The sequence below is a fragment of the Micromonospora sp. DT201 genome, assembly GCF_049841575.1.
GTDB lineage: Bacteria > Actinomycetota > Actinomycetes > Mycobacteriales > Micromonosporaceae > Micromonospora.
On the sequence record NZ_JBNCKP010000003.1, the window covers coordinates 497,859 to 517,334 of the forward strand.

Here is a 19,476-nt window from a genome sequence, read left to right on the forward strand (position 1 = left end):
TCGGTGTGGTTGCGATCGACGCGCCGTGACCCCCCACACACCGGGAACGTCGTACGGCTTCTGGACGTTGGCGAGCGAGAGAACGACCACTGGATGATCGCCTCATCCACCCCACCCCAACCCCGTCTCGACACTTTTCCGCTGCCCAACGACGGGCACCCCTCACCGTGCCCCCGCATCCTTGGATGCGGTGCCGCCGAGCTTCCGCAGAGAGATCGAGATGATGAAGCAGTTGGTCGACAAGACCGGACCCGGCACCCGGGTGGAAAACCCGGGTACGACCGAGGACGTGTTGCCCGGCGACCTGATGACCAACCGTCAGCGGGTACAGCTCGTCCTCGTGCTGGGTGCGTTGATCGCGATCGGGCCGCTGACCATCGACATGTACCTGCCCGCGCTGCCCACCATCACGGCAGGCCTGCAGACCACCGAGACCGCGGTGCAGTTGACGCTGACCGGCACGCTGATCGGCCTTGCACTGGGTCAGTTGTTGGTCGGGCCGCTCTCCGACGTGATCGGGCGGCGTAAGCCACTGCTGGCCGGGCTGGCCGCGCACATCGTGGCATCCGTGCTGTGCGTCTTCGCACCCAACATCGCCGTGCTCGGCGCTCTGCGCGTCCTGCAGGGGCTCGGCGTCGCGGCCGCCACCGTCGTCGCGACGGCCGTCGTCCGCGACCTGTTCAGCGGTGCAAGCTTCGCCCGGATCTTCTCCCGGTTGATGCTCGTGATGGGCCTGGCGCCCATTCTCGCGCCGACGCTGGGCAGCGCCCTGCTGCGCTGGACCGAGTGGCGGGGCATCTTCGCGGTGCTGGCGCTGCTGGGTGCGCTGCTGATCGTCGTAGCCGTGTTCAAGCTCACGGAGACCCTGCCGGTGGCACGTCGTCGGCACGGCGGGGTGGGCGCGACCCTGCGCGACTACCGAGGACTGCTCAACGACCGTGCGTTCGTCGGCCTGGTGCTGGTCGCCGGGCTGGCGATGGCGGCACTGTTCGCGTACGTCTCGGGGTCGTCGTTCGTGCTGCAGCAGCAGTACGGCCTCGACGAGCAGCAGTTCGGCCTGGCCTTCGGGGCCGGGGCCGTGGGCCTGATCGCGGCCACCCAGTTCAACGTCCGGTTGCTGCGCCGCTACACCCCGCAGCAGATCCTGGTCAGTGCCCTCATCGCGGGGACGGCAGCCGGGCTCCTGCTTGTCATGTTCGCCGCGACCGAGTTCGGTGGCCTGGGCACCCTGCTCGCGTCATTGTGGCTCGTCCTGGCGGCCACCGGTCTGGCCCTGCCGAACGCTCCGGCGCTGGCCATGAGCCGGCACAGCGAGGCCGCGGGCACCGCCGCTGCGCTGCTCGGTGCGGTGCAGTTCGGCATCGGTGCGTTGTCGGCGCCGTTGGCGGGCCTGTTCGGCACCGGGAGCGTACCGATGGCGGTCGTCATCGCGGGCGGCATGGCCGCCGCGCTGATCGTCATGCTCCTCGTCGTTCCCCGCGCCAGCCTCGGCACGGTCGATCCGGAGCTGGCGGTCGCACTGCACTAGAAAGAGGGCGGGCCGGTCATCCGGCCCGCCCGACCATCAGCGGATCTCGGTGGTGTCCTCGGGGCGCGGTTGACCGCGCGGCGGGGCGGACCAGGGCGACTCGCCACCCACCCGGCGTGGCAGCGGCTCGGTCGGTGTCGAGTCGGCCGGGTAACCCAGAGTGAGCGGCGCGGTGTCGCGCTCCGCCGGGGCCGGGGACGGCCAGTCGGTCAACGTGAAGTCGTCGTTGCGGGGGCCTCCGTCGGACGCGGCAACCGGCGTCACGGCCGGCTCGGTCGCCGGGCACGGCCACTGCCGCCACCGCTGCCCGCTGAAGGTCGCCATCAGCAGCAGCAGGCCGATCAGGAAGAGCGTGCCGTTCTCCACGGGCAGCCGCAGCGGCAACGAATCGCCGGCCACCTTCCACTCGTGTGGGATCGCGTCCCGTACCGCGAAGGGTGCCACGAACATCCCGATGTACGGGGTGACCAGCAGCAACCCTGCCGCCAGCGGGCCTAGCGGCGAGAAGCGCAGCGTGCCGAGCAGGCCCAGCAGGACACCGCCGACACCGACGTACACGGCTGGCTCGATCAGGTTGGCGGTGTTGAACGTGCCGGTCTCCACCCAGCGGTCGACCGTCCGGCTCGACCCGTCCTGCCCCAGTGTGACCAGCACCCAGGTGATGGGCGCCACCACCAACCCGGCGAGGAAGCTCCAGAGATGTCGCATCCGCGCACCGTACCGTTTTCGACATGACTGAGCACCTCTCCGCCGCACCGATCGGCAAGCCGACGTCGTACTCACGCGTCACGCTAAGCAAGATCATGACTGCCGTGGACGTGAACCTCTACGGCACCGTGCACGGTGGGGTTCTGATGAAGTTCGTCGACGACGTGGCGGGAGCCGCTGCCGCCCGGCACAGCGGCGGTACGGCGGTAACCGCGGCGATCGACGAGATCGTCTTCTCCGAGGCGGTCCGGGTCGGCGACCTCGTGCACGCGCACGCTCAGGTCAACTGGACCGGCCAGACCTCGATGGAGGTGGGCGTACGGGTGGTCGCCGAGCGATGGGACTCAGCCGAGGACGCACCGGTCCGGGTAGCCACCGCGTACCTGGTCTTCGTCGGGGTGGACGTGGGTGGGGCGCCGCGGGTGGTCCGTCCGGTGCTGCCGGAGACGGCCGAGGACGAGCGCCGGTACAAGGAGGCCGAGATCCGCCGCGCGCACCGCCTCGCCCGTCGCCGCGCCATCCAGGCCCACCGCGCCGGCTGAGACGCGGCCACACAGGTCGGGACGGGCGCATGTGGGACGGGCACGCATCGGTTGGGGCAACCGGTGCGCAGAATGGCGCTTCGAGGTAGGGCAAGATGGCGCCACGGCCCATTCACAGTGTCGTGTCGGGCCAGGGGGAGGGTGGAACAGTGGGTGACATGCTGTGGGCGCCGCCAGCGGACGTACGTGAGCGGTCCCGGATCGGCGGCTACCTGCGCTGGCTGCGGGAGCATCGCGGGCTGGACTTCGCCGACTACGACGCGCTGTGGCACTGGTCCACCACCGATCTGGACGCGTTCTGGCGCTCGATCTGGGACCACTTCGAGGTGGTCGCGCACACCCCGCCGACCGCCACCCTGGCCGAGCGGGACATGCCCGGCGCCCGCTGGTTCCCCGGGGCCACCCTCAACTACGCGGAGAACGTGCTGCGGATGCCGGGGCGTGTCGACGACGACCCGGTGGTGATTGCGCACAGCCAAACGCGACCACCGGTCACGCTGACCGCCGTGGAGTTGCGCGAGCAGGTCCGTCGGGTGTCGGCCGGGCTGCGCCGGCTCGGCGTCACCGCCGGTGACCGGGTGGCGGCGTACGCCCCGAACATCGGTGAGACGTACGTCCTACTGCTGGCCACCGCCAGCCTCGGCGCGATCTTCTCGTCCTGCGCCCCCGAGTTCGGCACGCGCAGTGTCACCGACCGGTGGCAGCAGATCGAGCCGACCGTGCTGGTCGCCGTGGACGGCTACACCTACGGCGACAAGCCGGTGGACCGGCGTGCCGAGGTCGCCGCGATTCGGGCCGCCCTGCCATCGCTGCGGCACACCGTCAGCATCGCGTACCTGGACCCGGAGGGCGCGACCGACCACGATCCGGCTTCCCCGGGGGCCACGCTGAGCTGGGCTGAGGTGGCCGCGCCCACCGACGAGCCGTTGACGTTCACGCCGGTGCCGTTCGACCACCCGCTGTACGTGCTCTATTCCTCGGGCACCACCGGGCTGCCCAAGCCGATCGTGCACGGCCACGGCGGCATCCTGCTGGAGCATCTGAAGATGCTCGCCCTGCACCACGACCTGGGCGCGGCGGACCGGTTCTTCTGGTTCACCACCACCGGCTGGATGATGTGGAACTTCCTGGTGTCCGGCCCGGCGGTGGGCGCGACCATCGTGCTCTTCGACGGCAACCCGGCGGTACGGGCCGAGCCTGGCCGGCCGGCCGAGCCTGACCTCGGCGGGCTGTGGCGGCTGGCGGCGGAGACCGGCACCACGTACTTCGGCACCTCGGCTCCGTTCCTGTTGGCCTGCCGCAAGGCCGGCCTGGTGCCTCGGGACGTCGCCGACCTGTCGGCGCTGCGCGGCGTCGGCTCGACCGGGGCGCCGCTGCCCGCCGAGGGCTTCCGATGGGTGTACGAGACCGTGGGCGACGACCTCCAACTCCAGTCGCTCTCCGGCGGCACCGACGTGTGCACCGGCTTCGTCGGCGGGGTGCCACTGCTACCGGTGTACGCCGGTGAGATCGCCTGCCGGGCGTTGGGCGCGAAGGTGGAGGCCCGTTCCGCCGACGGCACCCCGGTCATCGGCGAGCTGGGTGAGCTGGTGATCACCGAGCCGATGCCGAGCATGCCGGTGGGCTTCTGGAACGACCCGGATGGCACCCGCTACTCCGAGGCGTACTTCGACGTCTACCCGGGCGTCTGGCGGCACGGCGACTGGATCACCATCAACTCCCGGGGCGGTTGCGTGATCACCGGTCGCTCCGACGCCACCCTCAACCGCGGTGGTGTGCGACTGGGCACCGCCGAGTTCTACTCCGTGGTCGAGGGGTTGGACGAGGTGCGCGACTCGGTCGTGGTGCACCTGGAGGACGACGAGGGCGGCGCTGGCGAACTGCTGCTCTTCGTGGTGCTGGCCGAGGGCCTGGAGTTGGACGACCCGATGCGCGCGAAGATCTGCCGCGAACTGCGGACCGCGCTCTCGCCCCGGCACGTGCCCGACGAGATCCACCAGGTGCGCTCGGTGCCCCGCACCCTCTCGGCGAAGAAGCTGGAGGTGCCGGTCAAGAAGATCCTCACCGGTACCCCGGTCGACCAGGCGGCGGCCAGGGGTGCCCTGGCCAACCCCGAGTCCCTGACCGCCTTCGCCGCCTTCGCCCAACGCCGGGCCACCGACAGCACTCCCGCCTGAGAGTTCCTGCGCGCCGGCTCACTCGACCGGGGGCAGCCCTGCCCTGGCGAGGTCGCCCTTTGCTCTGCTTCACCCCAGGCAACAGTGTGGGTCGCTAAGTGTTGCCTCGGTTGAAGCAGAGCAAAGGGCGCGGGGCGCACCCGCGTGCCCTCGACGCCGACGTATGCCGGCCGAAGGGGACGGCGGGTGGGTCACGGGAGAGAGTGGGTGACTTTCTCCGTGGTCACCCGGTCGGCCAGGCGGGCCGGGTCCGGGTTGGCGCAGAGGACCACGGTGGCGGCCCGGGTCAGGGGAGCCAGCAGCCAGTCGACCGGGTCGCGGTATCGGGTGGCGTCCACGAGGACCCGCGCGCCGGGCTCGATGCCCAACTCGCTGGCGCGGGCCTCGGCGCGGCCCAGCAGGTGCGCGTCGGTGGGGCCCGGACCGGATTGCGGCGTGAAGTGGTCACCGTGTCCGCGTACCTCGACCACGTAGTCGGCGAACCCGGGCGGCACCTGGCGGAGCGGGGCGGCGAGCGGGGCCAGCCCGAGGGCGTACCGCTCGTCGGCGGACCAGGACTGCGCCTCGTCGAACTGGTCGACGGCCGCGAAGAGCACGCCCACGTCGCCCGGTGTGTCGACGACTGTCAACTTTGCCGACCAGCAACCCAACAGCACCGCCGCGGTCTGCCAGTGCGGCGGCAGCAGCACGCCGGCCGGGGTGCCCGGAGCGAGGCCGACCTCGTCGACGAGAAGGTTGGCGGTCTTCGCCACCCAGTTCGCCAACGTGGCGCCGGAGAGTTCGGTGCGGTCGCCACTGGCGTCGTCGTACCAGGTGAGCAGCGGTCGGGTCGGGTTGGTCGCGATCGCGTCGGCGAAGACCCGGGCAATGTTGTCGGCCATCGGCGCGAAGGATACGCCCCTGCGGGCCGTACTCGATGACGATGACAAGTCGGCGTACCGTCGGGTCGCAGTCAGCGTCGGCCCCACGCCCCGGCGTAGGCTTGGCCCCCGGAGTGTTGTTCCCCACAGACCCGCCAGTGCAAGGAGTCGCCCCGTGACCGCCGGTCGCCCGCCCCGCGTGCTCATCGACGCCACGAGTGTCCCCGCCGACCGCGGTGGTGTCGGTCGATACGTCGACGGTCTGCTCGGTGCCCTCGGCAAGGTGTGCGGGTCGGGGGTGGAGCTGGCGGTGGTCAGCCTTCGCACCGACCTGGAGCGTTACACCCGGATGCTGCCCGGCGCGGAGATCATCCCCGCTCCGGCCGCCGTGGCGCACCGCCCGGCCCGGCTCGCGTGGGAGCAGACCGGCCTGCCGCTGCTCGCTCAGCAGGTGGGCGCTGACGTGCTGCATTCGCCCTTCTACACCTGCCCGTTGCGGGCCGGGTGCCCGGTCACGGTCACCGTGCACGATGCGACGTTCTTCACCGAGCCGGAGCACTACGACAAGTCCCGCCGCACGTTCTTCCGCAGCGCCATCAAGACCTCGCTGCGCCGCGCCGACCGGGTGATCGTGCCCAGCAAGGCCACCCGGGACGAGCTGATCCGGCTGCTCGACGCCGACCCGACGCGGATCGACGTGGCCTACCACGGCGTCGACCAGGCTGCCTTCCACGCCCCCACCGAGGAGGAGAAGGCCCGCGTACGCGCCCGGCTGGGGCTGGGCAACAGCAGCTACGTCGCCTTCCTCGGTGCCAAGGAGCCGCGTAAGAACGTGCCCAACCTGATCCGTGGTTGGGCACGTGCGGTGGCCGATCGGGCGGAGCCGCCAGCCCTGGTGATCGCCGGTGGGCAGGGGCACGACGACGACATCGATCGCGCGGTGGCCGAGGTCCCGTCGCACCTGCGCCTGCTACGCCCCGGCTATCTGCGCTACGCCGACCTGCCCGGCTTCCTCGGCGGCGCGCTCGTCGCCGCCTATCCGTCCTACGGCGAGGGGTTCGGGCTGCCGATCCTGGAGGCGATGGCGTGCGCCGCCCCGGTCCTGACCACGCCCCGGCTCTCGTTGCCCGAGGTGGGCGGCGACGCAGTCGCGTACACCTCCGAGGACGCGGAGCAGATCGGCACCGACCTTGCCGCCCTGCTCGACGACGAGCAGCGGCGGTTGTCGCTGGCGAAGGCTGGGTTCGACCGGGCTAAGGAGTTCACCTGGGAGTCCAGCGCCGAGGTGCACATCGCCGCCTGGAGTCGCGCCCGTTCGTGACCCCGGGGCATCTGGTGGTGACCCGTGCCACTGCAGGCAGGCTCGTCGGGCATGATGGGCGGATGCTTTATGCGGTCATTCCGGCAGGTGGCAGCGGCACGAGGTTGTGGCCCTTGTCCCGCGCCGGCCACCCCAAATTCCTCCATCCGCTGACCGGCACCCCCTCCTCGCTGCTCCAGGCGACCGTGGAGCGGCTCGCGCCGTTGACCACACCGGACCGGACCCTTGTGGTCACCGGTGCCGCGCATGTCGCGGCGGTGGCTCGACAGCTGACCGGTCTGCCAGAGGAGAACATCCTGGTCGAGCCCTCCCCCCGGGATTCCTGCGCGGCGATCGCCCTGGCCGCTGCGGTGATCGCGGTACGCGACCCGGAAGCGGTGATGGGCAGCTTCGCGGCAGACCACCTGATCCGCGACCCGGGAAGCTGGGTCCGCACCGTCCAGGAGGCGGTTCGAGGGGCCGAGCAGGGCCTGCTGATGACCGTCGGGATCACCCCGACCCGGGCGGAGACCGGCTACGGCTACCTGGAGACCGGTGAGGCGACCGAGGGCGCGCCGTGGCGGCCGGTGGCCGAATTCAAGGAGAAGCCGGGCGCAGAGGTCGCCGAGGCGTACGTCCGTTCGGGCCGCCACCTGTGGAACGCGAGCATGTTCGTGTGGCGGGTGGACGTCTTCCTCGCCGAGCTGGCCCGCCAGCAGCCAGCGCTGCACGCTGGTGTCGCCGCGATCGCCGCAGCCTGGGGCACCCCGGAGCAGGACGAGATCCTCGGCGCGATCTGGCCGACCCTGCCGAAGATCTCCGTCGACTACGCGGTGATGGAGGGCGCGGCCACCGCGGGTCGCGTTGCGACCGTGCCGGGTGACTTCGGCTGGAACGACGTCGGCGACTTCCACACCCTGGGCGACGTGTTGCCGGCGGACGACGACGGCAACGTGGTGCTCGGCACCGACGCAAAGCCGGGTGTGCTGCTGCGGGACAGCGCCAATCTGGTGGTCGTGCCTCAGTCGGGGCGGTTGGTGGCCGTCCTCGGGTTGAGCGACCTGATCGTGGTGGACACCCCGGACGCGGTGCTGGTCTGCCCGCGCGACCGGGCCCAGGACGTCAAGGCGCTGGTCGACGAGCTCAAGGAGCGAGGCGAAGAGGGCTACGTCTGAGGGCTGCGAGGGCCGGCGCGACGAGTTTCCTGGTCCCGCCGGCCAGCGGCTCGGGCAGTTGGTCCGGCGGGAACCAGCCCAACTCATCGGCCTCGTCGCTGACCTGCTCCACCGCGCCCGGCGGGGCGACAACGGCGAACCGGACGTCGTGATGGCGTGAGCCGCCCTGGCAGAGCACCTCGTGCACATCGATGTCGATCGGCACCGGGTCGATGCGCAGGCCAGCGATCCCGGACTCCTCGGTGGCCTCGCGCAGCGCGGCGTCGACCAGGGTCTGGTCGACCGGCTCGCAGTGCCCGCCGAGCTGCACCCACCGACTGAGTTTGTTGTGCAAACAGAGCAGCACCCGCGTGCCGGTGGCGTCCAGCACCAACGTGCTCGCGGTTACGTGCCCGAGGCGGTGCTGCCGGCTCATCGCGATCGGCCCGGCGCCGAGCAACGTGAGGGTTCGCTCCCGGGCGATGGCCGCCTCGGGGCTGGTGGGCTGCCAACCTTCGAGCAGCGCGGTGGCGTCGGCGTGCAGCGGCGCATACGCCTCGGGTTCGGTCGGGTGGGCGGTCGGTCCGGTGATCGCGGTGTCGGGCACCCCGTCACTGTACGAGCGGGTGCTCCGTACGCTGGCGCGGTGACTCTCCGACTCGTCGAATTCGTGGTGGCCGGCAACGAGGCCAGTGATCTGCTGCCGGTTCGGTCGGCGGCGCTGCTGCGCGCGTACGGTGCCCGGCGGGGCTTCTGGACGGTGCTGGACGAAGGGCCCGTGGAACGCTGCCTGGTGCTGCTGCTGCAGCTTGACGACGGCGAGTGGACGGCCCGGCACGTGGGGGCGGACGCGGGTGAGGAGAACGGGCGGACCGAGGATGGTGAGGCGCTCGCCCACCACGACGGCTGGGTGTACGTCTTCGGCTCCCACTTCGGATCGAAGGCTGGCCCGCTGCGTCCCCGGCGTGCCTTCGTGGCCCGGTTCCGGGAGGACGACGCGGCGGCCGGGCCGGTGCCGGTGCAGGTGGTGCGCAACTCGTTCCGGCTGCACCGGGCGGTGAACGATGCCCTCGCCGCGTCGCCGCTGACCCTGTTGCCGCCGGGGGAGCGGGTGCGGGAGCGGTTCATCGTCGAAACGTTGGCGAGGGGGACCGCTCGGGAGAAGAAGTGGGTGAGTCGGTTGGCCCCCGACGACCTGCCGTTGAACGTGGAGGCGGCGGTCTTCACCCCGGCCGGGACGGTGCTGCTCGGGCTGCGGTTCCCGGTCACGGAGGCTGGTGAGCCGCTCCTGGTCGAGGTGGCTGGTGTGCCGGAAATGTTCACGGCCGAGCCGACGTGGCCGCGGGCGTTGCGCGCGTACGCGTTGACCGGGGTCACCCCACCGGGGGAGCTGACCGGATTTCGCGCGATCACCCCGACCTCGGACGGCGGGTATGCGGCCGTGATCGGCTCGATCGATGCGCTGGGCAAGGGTTCGGTGCTGCTCGACGACCATCCGGGCGGGGGTGACGTCACCTCCCGGCACGTCCGCTTCCGGCTTCCGGGCGGTGCGTCGAACGGCGCATACCGGCTGGTCGGGGAGTCGGTGGCGAACCTGGCGCCGTTCCACCACGTCGAGGGGCTGGCCGAGTTGGACGGGCGACCGTTCTACGTCACGGACGAGGATCACCGGGTCGCGCTCTGGGTCGGCTGAGCCGGGCGGGTGCTGTGAGGGCGGGTTGACCGGACGGCACCTCTGCGGAGCAAGGGCCGCAGACCCTCGTGGTGCCGCCCGATCACCGAGGCCTCCCCGGACCCGGTGCCCTCGGGCCAGTGCATGCAGAACGTACCGGCGCGGTGTTCGGGCACTGGCAGCATGCCGAACCGTTCCCGGCGACGTCGAGGGTTTTCAGTCCAGGCTTAAAGATGGAGATTAGTGCCGTCCGGGTAGAGTCGAACGGTCATCTGGCATCCCCCTGCCGGCGACACGGGAGCGCTCCATGCTGAAGATCCACTTTTCTGGGGAGGACATCCTCCGGACCCGGGTGGCGCCGGCTGCGGACCCGGTCTGGGAACTGGTCCTCAGCCTGCACGCGCTACGGGGCCGCAACCGCGATCCGCTGACGGCGGGTTGGCGACGCACCGTGTCCCGAGGGCTGCGCCAGGACGCCGCCTCCGAGCAGCTTCGGCTGCTCTTCGCGTTGAACCCGCCGCGCGGCTACTTCCCCGACTTCCTCACCCCGTACGCCAGCGTCGACGGCTTCGAGGCCGGGCTGGACGCGCTCCGCAGCACCCCGACGGGGATGCTGCACCGGGACCTGAACGTGCTCGCCACCGAGAACCACCTGCCCTCCTCGGCCGCCGCGCTGGCCCGAGGTGACGTGGCGGTGCTGCACCACCTCACCGATTCGATGGAGCAGTACCGGTCGCTGGCGATCAGCCCGTACTGGAGCCAGATCCAGTCGGCCGTCGCGGCAGACCGGGCCCGTCGGGCCAGGGCGCTGCTCGACGGCGGTGTCGAGGGCCTGCTCACCAGCCTCCGACCGGCTCTGCGATGGGAGGGCGGGGTGCTCGAGGTCCGCCACTACCCACACAGCCGGGAGCTGCACCTGGACGGACGAGGGCTGCTGCTGGTGCCGTCGTTCTTCTGCGCGGACACGCCGGTCGCCCTGCTCGACCCGGCGCTGCCACCGGTGCTGGTCTACCCGGTGGACCGGCTGGGCGGGCTGGCATCGGTCGATGACACCGGAGCCCCGTCAGGTGCTGCCCGCGACTCACTCGCCGCGCTGCTCGGCCGCACCAGAGCTGCCGTGTTGCAGGCCAGCGACGACGGCTGCACCACCGGCGAGGTCGCCCGCCAGCTCAACATCTCACCGGCGGCGGCCAGCCAGCACGCCACGGTGTTGCGCAACGCCGGCCTCCTGGTCAGCCACCGGGACCGCAACAGCGTGCTGCACACGTTGACGCCACTCGGCCGGGCCATGCTGGACGCGTGACCCGGCCACCGGTCAGAGGGCGAGCGCGGCGCTCGCCGGGCTGTTCACAGGGCGAGTGCGGCGCTCGCCGGGCTGCCGGGCGGCGGCGGCAACAGGGTCGACCCGACGCCCTCGGCGGCCAGGGCGACGCGCAGCCGGTGCAGGTCGGCACCGAAGCGAACCAGCCCCATCGGCTCGACGGGCGTTGGGGCCGAGCCGAGCATCAGGGTGGCGCCGTCCGGCCATCCAGGCATCGTGGCGACGAGTCCTGCGCGTACCTCTGCCTCGTCGATCACGGTGAAGACCGTGCCCGGGGCGACCACCTCGGCGACCGCGTCGATCGCCCGTCGCACCGCGAACAGGTCGGCCGGCGTCGGGCCGGGACCATCGGCCAGGGCGGCGGCTTCGGCCAGCCCGGCGGCGCGGGCCTCCGCGGTGCCGAGCGAGAAGAGGTCCTGTGCGGCGTCGCGGACCAGTGCCCGTGCCCCACCGGCGTCGTCCGGGTTGCTGGCGGAGAGGTAGCCCCGCACCACCGCGACGGGGACCTGATCGCACTTGCCCTTGATCAGCTCGCCCGCACCGGCGAGCTCGTCCACCACGGCCATCTGGGTCAACTGAAGCTCGTTGCCGTACGGATCCACCTCGCCCCGGTGGTCGCGGATGGCCGGCATCCCGGCCACACCGAGCGCCACGTCGGTGAGCCCGTTGCGCCAGGGACGGCCCATGGTGTCGCTGATGATCACGGCTACGTCCAGGTCGTAGCGCTCCCGCAACGCGTCGCGCAGCGCCCGCGCCGAGGCGTCCGGGTCGATCGGCAACAGCACCAGCTGGGTCTTGTCCACGTTCGACGCGTCGATTCCGGCGGAGGCCATCACGAAACCGTGATGGGTCTGCACGATCCGGGTCGCCCCTCGGCTGGCGACCACCCGGGCGGTCTCACCAGCCAGGACCTCGTCCCGAGCGACCAGTCGCTCGGGCCCATCCGCCGGGACGTCGACAAGCTGCCCCTCCGCCTTGGAGACGATCTTGCTGGTCACCACCAGCACGTCACCGTTACGCAACCACGGCGCCGCAGTCGCGATCACCGCAGCCAGATCGTCACCCTCGGTCACGTGGCCGATGCCGAGCACCGGCAGGATCTCCAACCTCACGTCAACTCCACCGCGGCGCGGACCATGGCCACCGTCGCCGCCTCGTCGGTCATCCGCAGCGGCACCGCGCGGACCGTCACCCCCGGCACCACCGTGCCAGCGTCCTCCTCGGCCACCAGCCAGCCGTCCAACAGGCCGCCGTCCGACCGACCCCCGTAGAGGCGACCCACCCCGGCTGCGCTGCACTCCACATCGAGCACGGCGAGACAACGGTCGGCCATTCCGCGCACCGGAGCGCCGCCGATGATCGGCGCGACGCCCACCACCGGTGCCGGCCCGTCGGCCACCGCCTCGCGCAGCCCCGGCACGGCCAGCACCGGTGCGATGCTCACCACCGGGTTGCTGGGTGCGACAAGCACCAGGTCAGCCGAGCCGATCGCCTCCAGCACCCCCGGTGCCGGCTTCGCCGCCTCCGCGCCGACGAAGATGAAGCGATGGGTACGGATGTTGGCGCGGTGCCGCACCCACCACTCCTGGAAGTGGATCGCCCGCTGACCCTGCTCGTCCTCGGCAGTGCTGGCGCTGTTCGCGAGTGCGGGGCTCGCAAGCTCACTCCTCCCGCTCACGACAGCATGGGTCTCCAGGCGGTCGTCGGTCGCCGGCAGCAGACGCACCCCCGGCTCCCAGCGGGTGGACAGCGCTTCGGTGACCGCGCTCAGCGGGTAACCGCCGTTGAGCATGGTGGTGCGGACGAGGTGGGTGGCGATGTCCTTGTCGCCGAGACCGAACCAGTCCGGCTGTGCCCCGTACGCGGCGAGCTCGCCCTTGACCGTCCAGCTCTCGCCGACCCGACCCCAGCCCCGTTCCGGGTCTGCGCCGCCGCCGAGCGTGTACATGACGCTGTCCAGGTCGGGGCAGATCTTCAACCCGTGGAGCCACAGGTCGTCGCCGACGTTGACAATGGCGGTCACCTCCGCGCCGACTTCGCGGGCGTACGCCCGGACGCCGAGCAGGAACCGGGCGCCGCCGATGCCGCCGGCCAGAACCACGATGTGCATGTCGACCATCCTCGCGCACGTGACGCCTCCGGTTTGCCGGTGGCGTACGAGACTAGGCTCACGTGCGCCCTGTCCGTTCATGCCCCGAGGGGGATCTCGTGACCAGCCCCGCCGAGCCCGCGTCGTCCGACGCGTCGCAGGCCCGTCAGCTGACCAAGCCACTACGCGAACTCGCTGCGCTCGCGTTGCTCGGCGCCAACGCCGTGTTCCTCTTCGTGGGCCTGCTCCGGTTTATCGCCCCGAGCGGGTCCTTCACCGATGGTGCGGGTATTGCCTTCTCCACGTTCATCGGGGTGGAGGCGGTGGCGCTCCCACTGCTGGCCGTGCTGCTGGCCACGCACATCTCGCCGGTGGTGCCGAAGGCGAAGCTGATCACGCAGGTCGCCCTCGGTGAGTACGCGGTCAGCGCGCTCTTCGGCACGCTGACCGTGCTGATCTGGACGGTGGGCCGCCTGGCCGACGTGGAGGTGTTCGACGCGCTCCTCGGTCTGCTCAGCCGGTTCGCCTGGATGGTGATCTTCGCGGTCGCCGCCTGGGTCGTCTACACCATCTGGCGCGCCCACTACTACGTGCCACGGCCCAAGGCCCAGCCAGGCGTCTACGGCCAGCCGCAGCCAGGTTGGCCGCAGCAGCAGGGTGGTTGGCCGGCTCCGGGGCAGCCCGGTGGTCAGCCGGCAAGCGGATGGCCGACTCCCGGTCAGCCCGGCGGCTACCAGCCGGCGCAGTTCCCGGGCCAGTACGGCCAGTCCTCGCCGCCGTTCCAGGCCCCGCAGTCTGCGCCGCCGCACCCGCAGTCCGCGCCGCCGTTCCAGGCCCCGCAGTCCGCGCCGCCGTTTCCGCAGTCCGCCCCGCCGGTCAACCCCGCGCCGTCAGCCCCGGCCGGGCCGCCGTTCGGGCAGCCGCCGTCGGCCGACCCCACGCAGGCCATCCCGCGCCAGTCCGCCGACTCGACGCAGGCGATTCCCCGCCCTGCCGACTCGGCCGCCGCCGACCCGACGCAGGTGATTCCCCGCCCTGCCAATCCGGACGACGACCGTACCCAGCCCATCAAGCCCGGCGAGCACCCCGACCAGCCCCGCTGAATCGGCCTCCGGGGTGACTCCATGATCAGGTGATGAAAAGAAGGTCGGCAGCGGTCCTGCCACCTACTTTTCATCACCTGATCACCGCGCTGGTGGATCGCCGAGGTGGGCCGTCTTTCACGGTGCGGGCCGGGACTGGCAGGGCGGACTCGCGCAGCGCATAGGCTGAGCGGATGGCTGATCGCACCTACTCCGGCCCCAGCGACGCTAGCGTGCGGCGGGCACTGGGCCGGGCCGCAACCGGGCGGGCACTGGACGCCGACGAGGCGGTCGCGCTGCTGTCCGCTCGTGATGACGCGCTCGACGAACTGCTCCGGGTGGCCGGTGGGGTCCGTGACGCCGGCCTGCGTGACGCCGGGCGGCCAGGTGTGGTCACGTACTCCAAGAAGGTTTTCATCCCGCTGACCCGGCTCTGCCGGGACCGGTGTCACTACTGCACGTTCGCCACCGTGCCGCATCGGCTCCCGGCGCCGTTCCTCGACCGCGACGAGGTGCTGGCCATTGCGCGAGCTGGCGCCGCGCAGGGCTGCAAGGAGGCTCTGTTCACCCTCGGTGACCGGCCGGAGGAGCGCTGGCCGGCGGCCCGAAGCTGGTTGGACGAGCGCGGCTACGACTCCACCCTGGACTACCTGCGTGCTTGCGCGGTCGCGGTGCTGGAGGAGACCGGTCTGCTGCCGCACCTCAACCCGGGGGTGCTGACCTGGTCGGAACTGCAACGACTCAAGCCGGTCGCGCCGAGCATGGGCATGATGTTGGAGACGACCGCGACCCGGCTGTGGTCCGAGCCGGGCGGCCCGCACTTCGGCTCACCCGACAAGGAGCCGGCAGTCCGGCTGCGGGTGCTCGACGACGCGGGCCGGGTCGGCGTGCCGTTCACCACCGGCATCCTGATCGGCATCGGGGAGACCCCGGCGGAGCGGGTGGACGCGCTCTTCGCGATCCGCCGGGCCCACCGGGAGTACGGCCACCTCCAGGAGGTGATCGTGCAAAACTTCCGCGCCAAGCCGGACACGGCGATGCGCGGCATGCCCGACGCGGAGCTGCACGATCTGGCGGCCACGGTGGCGGTGGCCCGGTTGCTGCTCGGTCCGAAGGCCCGGATCCAGGCCCCACCGAATCTCATCGCCGGTGAGTTCGACCTGCTGCTGCGAGCCGGCATCGACGACTGGGGTGGTGTGTCCCCGCTGACCCCGGACCACGTCAACCCGGAGCGCCCCTGGCCGCAGATCGATGAGTTGGCCCGGCACACCGAGCTGGCCGGGTTCACGCTGCGGGAGCGGTTGACGATCTACCCCGAGTACGTGCGCGCCGGTGACCCGTGGCTCGACCCGCGGCTGCTGCCGCACGTCGGCGCCCTGGCCGATGCGACGACGGGGATGGCAGTCGAGTCGGCGATGCCGCAGGGCCGCCCCTGGCAGGAGCCGGAGGAGGTGTTCGGCGGGCGGACCGACCTGCACGCCACGATCGACACCACCGGTCGGACCGACGACCGGCGGGGCGACTTCGACAGCGTCTACGGGGACTGGGCGGAGGTTGCCACGAAGGTGACCGCCGGGCCGACGGCCCTCGCCGGCGACCACGACCTGCGTGCCGGGTTGCGGCTGGCCGCCGACGACCCCGCCGCACTGCTGGAGCCGGCGCACGCCGACGCCGCGCTGGCGTTGTTCAGCGCGGACGGGCCGGTGCTCGACGCGCTGTGCCGGCTCGCCGACGACGTGCGCCGGGACACCGTCGGTGACGACGTCACCTACGTGGTCAACCGCAACATCAACTTCAGCAACGTCTGCTACGTGGGCTGCCGGTTCTGTGCCTTCGCGCAGCGTGAGCGGGACGCCGACGCGTACCGGCTCTCCGTCGACCAGGTGGCCGACCGGGCCGTCCAGGCGTGGGCGGCGGGTGCCAGCGAGGTCTGTCTCCAGGGTGGCATCGACCCGAAGATGCCGGTCACCGGTTACGCCGACATCGTGCGCGCCATCAAGGCCCGGGTGCCCGAGATGCACGTGCACGCGTTCTCGCCCATGGAGATCGTCACCGCCGCCGCGAAGGCCGGCGTGCCGGTGCGCGAGTGGTTGACGCTGCTGCGCGAGGCAGGGCTGGACACCATCCCCGGCACCGCCGCCGAGATCCTCGACGACGACGTGCGGTGGGTGTTGACCAAGGGCAAACTCCCGGCCGCCGCCTGGGTCGACGTGGTCAGCACCGCCCACGAGCTGGGCATCCGGTCCAGCTCCACGATGATGTACGGCCACGTCGACCACCCCGGGCAGTGGCTGGCTCATTTCCGGGTGCTGGCCGGGGTGCAGGACCGCACCGGCGGGTTCACCGAGTTCGTGGCGTTGCCGTTCGTGCACACAAACGCCCCGATCTACCTGGCCGGCATCGCCCGACCTGGGCCGACATGGCGGGAGAATCGGGTGGTGCACGCGATGTCCCGGCTGCTGCTGCACGGCCGGATCGACAACATTCAGTGCTCCTGGGTGAAGCTGGGCGACGAGGGCACGGTGGCGATGCTCCAGGGTGGCTGCAACGACCTGGGGGGCACGCTGATGGAGGAGACCATCTCCCGGATGGCCGGCTCCGACAACGGGTCGGCGCGTACCGAGGAGCAGTTGCGGGCCATCGCGAAGGCCGCGGGGCGTCCGGCGCGCAAGCGGTCGACTGCGTACGGTCACGCCCGGCCCTGACGTCGAACCTTTCTCCACAGCCGGCCGTGACACGCGGTGCCGGCGGCGGTCGTGGCGAGGACCGGCGGCGGCGTCCTGGCGGGCGCGGGGGAGCGGAGGGTGCACGAGCACGCGTACGGGCCGTCGGAGAGCGGGAGCGTCGTCCTCGATCTGGGCGGCGACACGGGTGCCCTGATCGTCTACACGGGTCGAGATCTGCACGGTCGGGAAATCGAGATCAGTCGGGGCGACGACCGGCGGGTCCATTCGGCGGTGCGTGGACGCCGGGTGCGGGACGGCTCGTTCCACAATGCGGTCTATCCCGATCTGCCCGCTGGCATCTATACCGTCTGGTGGGACGAAAGCACGCCCGCCGAAGGGGTTTCTGTCCATGGTGGAGGGATCGCCGAATTTATGTGGCCGAGCAGCGGTTTCGGGGTCGCCTGCTGACCTCTTCGCATCGGTTCACCTGGCGCATTCTGTCCACATTGTGGACGGGGTGCTAGCGCTGTGCCTGGCTTGGCGGGCAGTCTGCGCTGCGCCGCGTTAACCTGTCCCCCACCAAGATCAGCTTTGTGGGGAGGGTGTCTGGCGGCGACTCGTCAGGGGAGCGCCACGGCAGAAAAGTCGGGCAACTCGCCGGAGAGGGCGTTACTCGGCCGGGGTCTGAATCGATAGGGCAGGTTGCGAGGCTGGACGACCCGAGTGGTCGACCGGGGGTGTCGGGAGGGCGACTCCATTATCAAGTTTGGCTTGACGGCGCACGCATTACACGCGTGTAATTTGAATGGGGTTGTTCGCACGGAACGCAACAAAACGGGACCGGACGGACAAGCACGCCTTTCGCGTGGGGGGTTGCAGCGGCGATGACGCCGGTGCGCGACAAGGAGGCATTTGATGGACGGCCAGCTTGAGGTGGCCGACCTGCTCGGAAACGCGCCGGAGTGGCAGGAGCGGGCTTTGTGCTCGCAGACCGACCCCGAAGCGTTCTTTCCCGAGAAGGGCGGCTCGACCCGCGAGGCGAAGCGGATCTGCTCGCGCTGCGAGGTCAAGACTGAATGTCTCGAATACGCTCTGGGTCACGACGAGCGGTTCGGCATCTGGGGTGGGCTCTCCGAGCGGGAGCGGCGCAAGTTGAAGCGGCGGGCTGCCTGAGCGGTGCGAGGTCGGGGCGGTGGGGGCCGCCCGACTCACCCGCGCGGGGCTCGGCTCAGGCGAGCTCGTCGGGATCGACCCCGAGAAGGTTCGCCACCTGTTCGATGATCACGTCATGCACGAGGTCGGCGAGGTCCTCACGGTCCATCGCCCGGAACTCCAGGGGCCGTCGGTACAGCACGATCCGCGGCGGCACCTCCTGCCGGCCGGGGCGGCCGGGCAGTAGCCGGGCCAGTGGGACCTCGCCGTCCTCCAGCACATCTGAGTCGTAGACGTTCAGGTCCGGTGGGACGTCCTCGACCGCGAACTCGACCCCGGCCAACTCCTTGGCGAACCGACGCTCCAGCGTCTCGACGGTGTCCAGGACCAGGTCGTCGAAGACCTCGGCCTTGGTCCGCGCCAGCGGCACGGTGGCCGGCACCAGCCGCCCGCGCAGGCCGCGCCCATGCCGGTCACGGTGCGCGCGCCGGCCAGGGCCGGGGCGGCGGTGTTCCGGACTCGTCATGAGGCAAAGGGTAGCGCCCGCGCCGGGCTGGCCAGCGGCAGCGCCGCTCCCGTGGCGCGGCGAGCCCAGGACGGCGAAGTGTGATCACCACAACGGGCGTGTCGCAACGCGAAGCGATGCGCTGGACCCGGTAATGGAGATACCCTGCCGCCGTGAGGTCACCACGGCGCTGCTCCCGTAACGGCTGCCCCCGGCAAGCGGTCGCCACATTGACCTATGTCTACAACGAGTCGACAGCGGTGGTGGGGCCGCTGGCGGCGTTCGCGGAGCCGCACACGTACGACCTGTGTGAGCCGCACGCCCGTAGCCTGACCGCACCGCGTGGCTGGGACGTGGTCCGGCACGAGGGCGAGTTCGAGCCGCCGCCGCCGACCACGGACGACCTGGTCGCGTTGGCCGAGGCGGTTCGCGAAGCTGCCCGCCCAGCCCCGCGCCCCCCAGATCCCGAGCAGAACCACCACGAGAACCCCCACCAGACCGGCCGCCGAGGCCACCTTCGGGTAATTCCCCCCAACCACTAACCCACCCCGGCCCCCGGGCCTCCGGCCCGCTGGCTGCCCCAGTCGGGGCATGCCGTGGGTTGATCCACTCCATGTCGACCGATGTGGGGGTGTCGGGGCGGGTCGATACCGCGATATCGGCGATGTGGAGTGGATCAAGCGCCCCTCTCCCGACATTCCCGCCGGGCGCGCCTCCCCG

At 71.2% G+C, this 19,476-nt stretch carries 18 protein-coding genes; 12 read left to right on the forward strand and 6 right to left on the reverse strand.

The genetic code is table 11. The annotated features are described in order from the left end of the window. Window positions 1–307: 307 nt before the first annotated feature. Window positions 308–1,528, forward strand: coding sequence for a multidrug effflux MFS transporter (locus ACLQ28_RS09315; protein WP_425685834.1), 1,221 nt, complete (start codon window positions 308–310; stop codon window positions 1,526–1,528). A 36-nt stretch (window positions 1,529–1,564) separates the two neighbouring features. On the opposite strand, the gene ACLQ28_RS09320 is transcribed toward ACLQ28_RS09315, so the two are convergent. Further along, window positions 1,565–2,236, reverse strand: a complete 672-nt coding sequence (locus ACLQ28_RS09320; protein WP_425685772.1) for a hypothetical protein — start codon at window positions 2,234–2,236, stop codon at window positions 1,565–1,567. A 23-nt stretch (window positions 2,237–2,259) separates the two neighbouring features. Between ACLQ28_RS09320 and ACLQ28_RS09325 the strand changes: the two genes are divergently transcribed. Together ACLQ28_RS09325 and ACLQ28_RS09330 are read left to right on the forward strand one after the other, a co-directional pair. After that, window positions 2,260–2,778, forward strand: coding sequence for an acyl-CoA thioesterase (locus tag ACLQ28_RS09325; protein ID WP_204943434.1), 519 nt, complete (start codon window positions 2,260–2,262; stop codon window positions 2,776–2,778). Between the two features lie 149 nt (window positions 2,779–2,927). After that, window positions 2,928–4,955 (forward strand): acetoacetate--CoA ligase, encoded by a 2,028-nt coding sequence (locus ACLQ28_RS09330; RefSeq protein ID WP_425685773.1) that lies wholly within the window; start codon window positions 2,928–2,930, stop codon window positions 4,953–4,955. A gap of 191 nt (window positions 4,956–5,146) precedes the next feature. Here ACLQ28_RS09330 and ACLQ28_RS09335 read toward each other — a convergent pair whose 3' ends face one another. Continuing rightward, window positions 5,147–5,836, reverse strand: coding sequence for a TIGR03089 family protein (locus ACLQ28_RS09335; protein ID WP_425685774.1), 690 nt, complete (start codon window positions 5,834–5,836; stop codon window positions 5,147–5,149). Window positions 5,837–5,990: 154 nt separating this feature from the next. Between ACLQ28_RS09335 and ACLQ28_RS09340 the strand changes: the two genes are divergently transcribed. Then, a complete protein-coding gene (locus tag ACLQ28_RS09340; protein WP_393134903.1) occupies window positions 5,991–7,136 on the forward strand; it encodes a glycosyltransferase family 4 protein in 1,146 nt (381 codons plus the stop codon). Window positions 7,137–7,198: 62 nt separating this feature from the next. Then, the gene (locus ACLQ28_RS09345; protein ID WP_425685775.1) at window positions 7,199–8,290 is read left to right on the forward strand and encodes a mannose-1-phosphate guanylyltransferase; all 1,092 of its coding nucleotides are present in this window, start codon (window positions 7,199–7,201) and stop codon (window positions 8,288–8,290) included. On the opposite strand, the gene ACLQ28_RS09350 is transcribed toward ACLQ28_RS09345, so the two are convergent. Beyond that, window positions 8,259–8,861, reverse strand: a complete 603-nt coding sequence (locus ACLQ28_RS09350) for an NUDIX hydrolase (RefSeq protein ID WP_425685835.1) — start codon at window positions 8,859–8,861, stop codon at window positions 8,259–8,261. The two genes, ACLQ28_RS09345 and ACLQ28_RS09350, sit on opposite strands and share 32 nt — an antisense overlap. Before the next feature lie 54 nt (window positions 8,862–8,915). Here ACLQ28_RS09350 and ACLQ28_RS09355 point away from each other — a divergent pair, with 54 nt between their 5' ends. Then, a complete protein-coding gene (locus ACLQ28_RS09355) occupies window positions 8,916–9,962 on the forward strand; it encodes a hypothetical protein (protein ID WP_425685776.1) in 1,047 nt (348 codons plus the stop codon). A gap of 286 nt (window positions 9,963–10,248) precedes the next feature. Further along, window positions 10,249–11,244 (forward strand): winged helix-turn-helix domain-containing protein, encoded by a 996-nt coding sequence (locus ACLQ28_RS09360; RefSeq protein ID WP_425685777.1) that lies wholly within the window; start codon window positions 10,249–10,251, stop codon window positions 11,242–11,244. Window positions 11,245–11,288: 44 nt separating this feature from the next. Here the strand turns inward: ACLQ28_RS09360 and ACLQ28_RS09365 are convergent, their stop codons facing one another. Both ACLQ28_RS09365 and cofD read right to left on the reverse strand, forming a co-directional pair. Further along, window positions 11,289–12,374, reverse strand: coding sequence for a coenzyme F420-0:L-glutamate ligase (locus ACLQ28_RS09365; protein ID WP_425685778.1), 1,086 nt, complete (start codon window positions 12,372–12,374; stop codon window positions 11,289–11,291). Then, complete coding sequence (gene cofD, locus ACLQ28_RS09370) at window positions 12,371–13,372, reverse strand: 2-phospho-L-lactate transferase (RefSeq protein WP_425685779.1); 1,002 nt, start codon at window positions 13,370–13,372, stop codon at window positions 12,371–12,373. The genes ACLQ28_RS09365 and cofD overlap by 4 nt, the downstream gene beginning before the upstream one ends. A gap of 98 nt (window positions 13,373–13,470) precedes the next feature. On the opposite strand from cofD, the gene ACLQ28_RS09375 reads away from it, so the two are divergent. From ACLQ28_RS09375 to ACLQ28_RS09390, 4 genes are all read left to right on the forward strand, one after another. Continuing rightward, a complete protein-coding gene (locus ACLQ28_RS09375) occupies window positions 13,471–14,454 on the forward strand; it encodes a hypothetical protein (protein WP_425685780.1) in 984 nt (327 codons plus the stop codon). 173 nt (window positions 14,455–14,627) lie between these two features. Beyond that, the gene (locus ACLQ28_RS09380; RefSeq protein WP_425685781.1) at window positions 14,628–17,138 is read left to right on the forward strand and encodes a bifunctional FO biosynthesis protein CofGH; all 2,511 of its coding nucleotides are present in this window, start codon (window positions 14,628–14,630) and stop codon (window positions 17,136–17,138) included. A gap of 99 nt (window positions 17,139–17,237) precedes the next feature. Continuing rightward, a complete protein-coding gene (locus ACLQ28_RS09385; protein WP_425685782.1) occupies window positions 17,238–17,567 on the forward strand; it encodes a phospholipase in 330 nt (109 codons plus the stop codon). 447 nt (window positions 17,568–18,014) lie between these two features. After that, window positions 18,015–18,272 carry a WhiB family transcriptional regulator gene (locus ACLQ28_RS09390; protein WP_007455784.1) on the forward strand — a complete coding sequence of 86 codons (258 nt, stop codon included), beginning with the start codon at window positions 18,015–18,017 and terminating at the stop codon, window positions 18,270–18,272. A 55-nt stretch (window positions 18,273–18,327) separates the two neighbouring features. On the opposite strand, the gene ACLQ28_RS09395 is transcribed toward ACLQ28_RS09390, so the two are convergent. Then, window positions 18,328–18,777, reverse strand: coding sequence for a metallopeptidase family protein (locus ACLQ28_RS09395; protein ID WP_007455785.1), 450 nt, complete (start codon window positions 18,775–18,777; stop codon window positions 18,328–18,330). A 152-nt stretch (window positions 18,778–18,929) separates the two neighbouring features. On the opposite strand from ACLQ28_RS09395, the gene ACLQ28_RS09400 reads away from it, so the two are divergent. Next, a complete protein-coding gene (locus ACLQ28_RS09400) occupies window positions 18,930–19,298 on the forward strand; it encodes a DUF3499 domain-containing protein (RefSeq protein WP_425685783.1) in 369 nt (122 codons plus the stop codon). The last annotated feature ends 178 nt before the right edge of the window (window positions 19,299–19,476 follow it).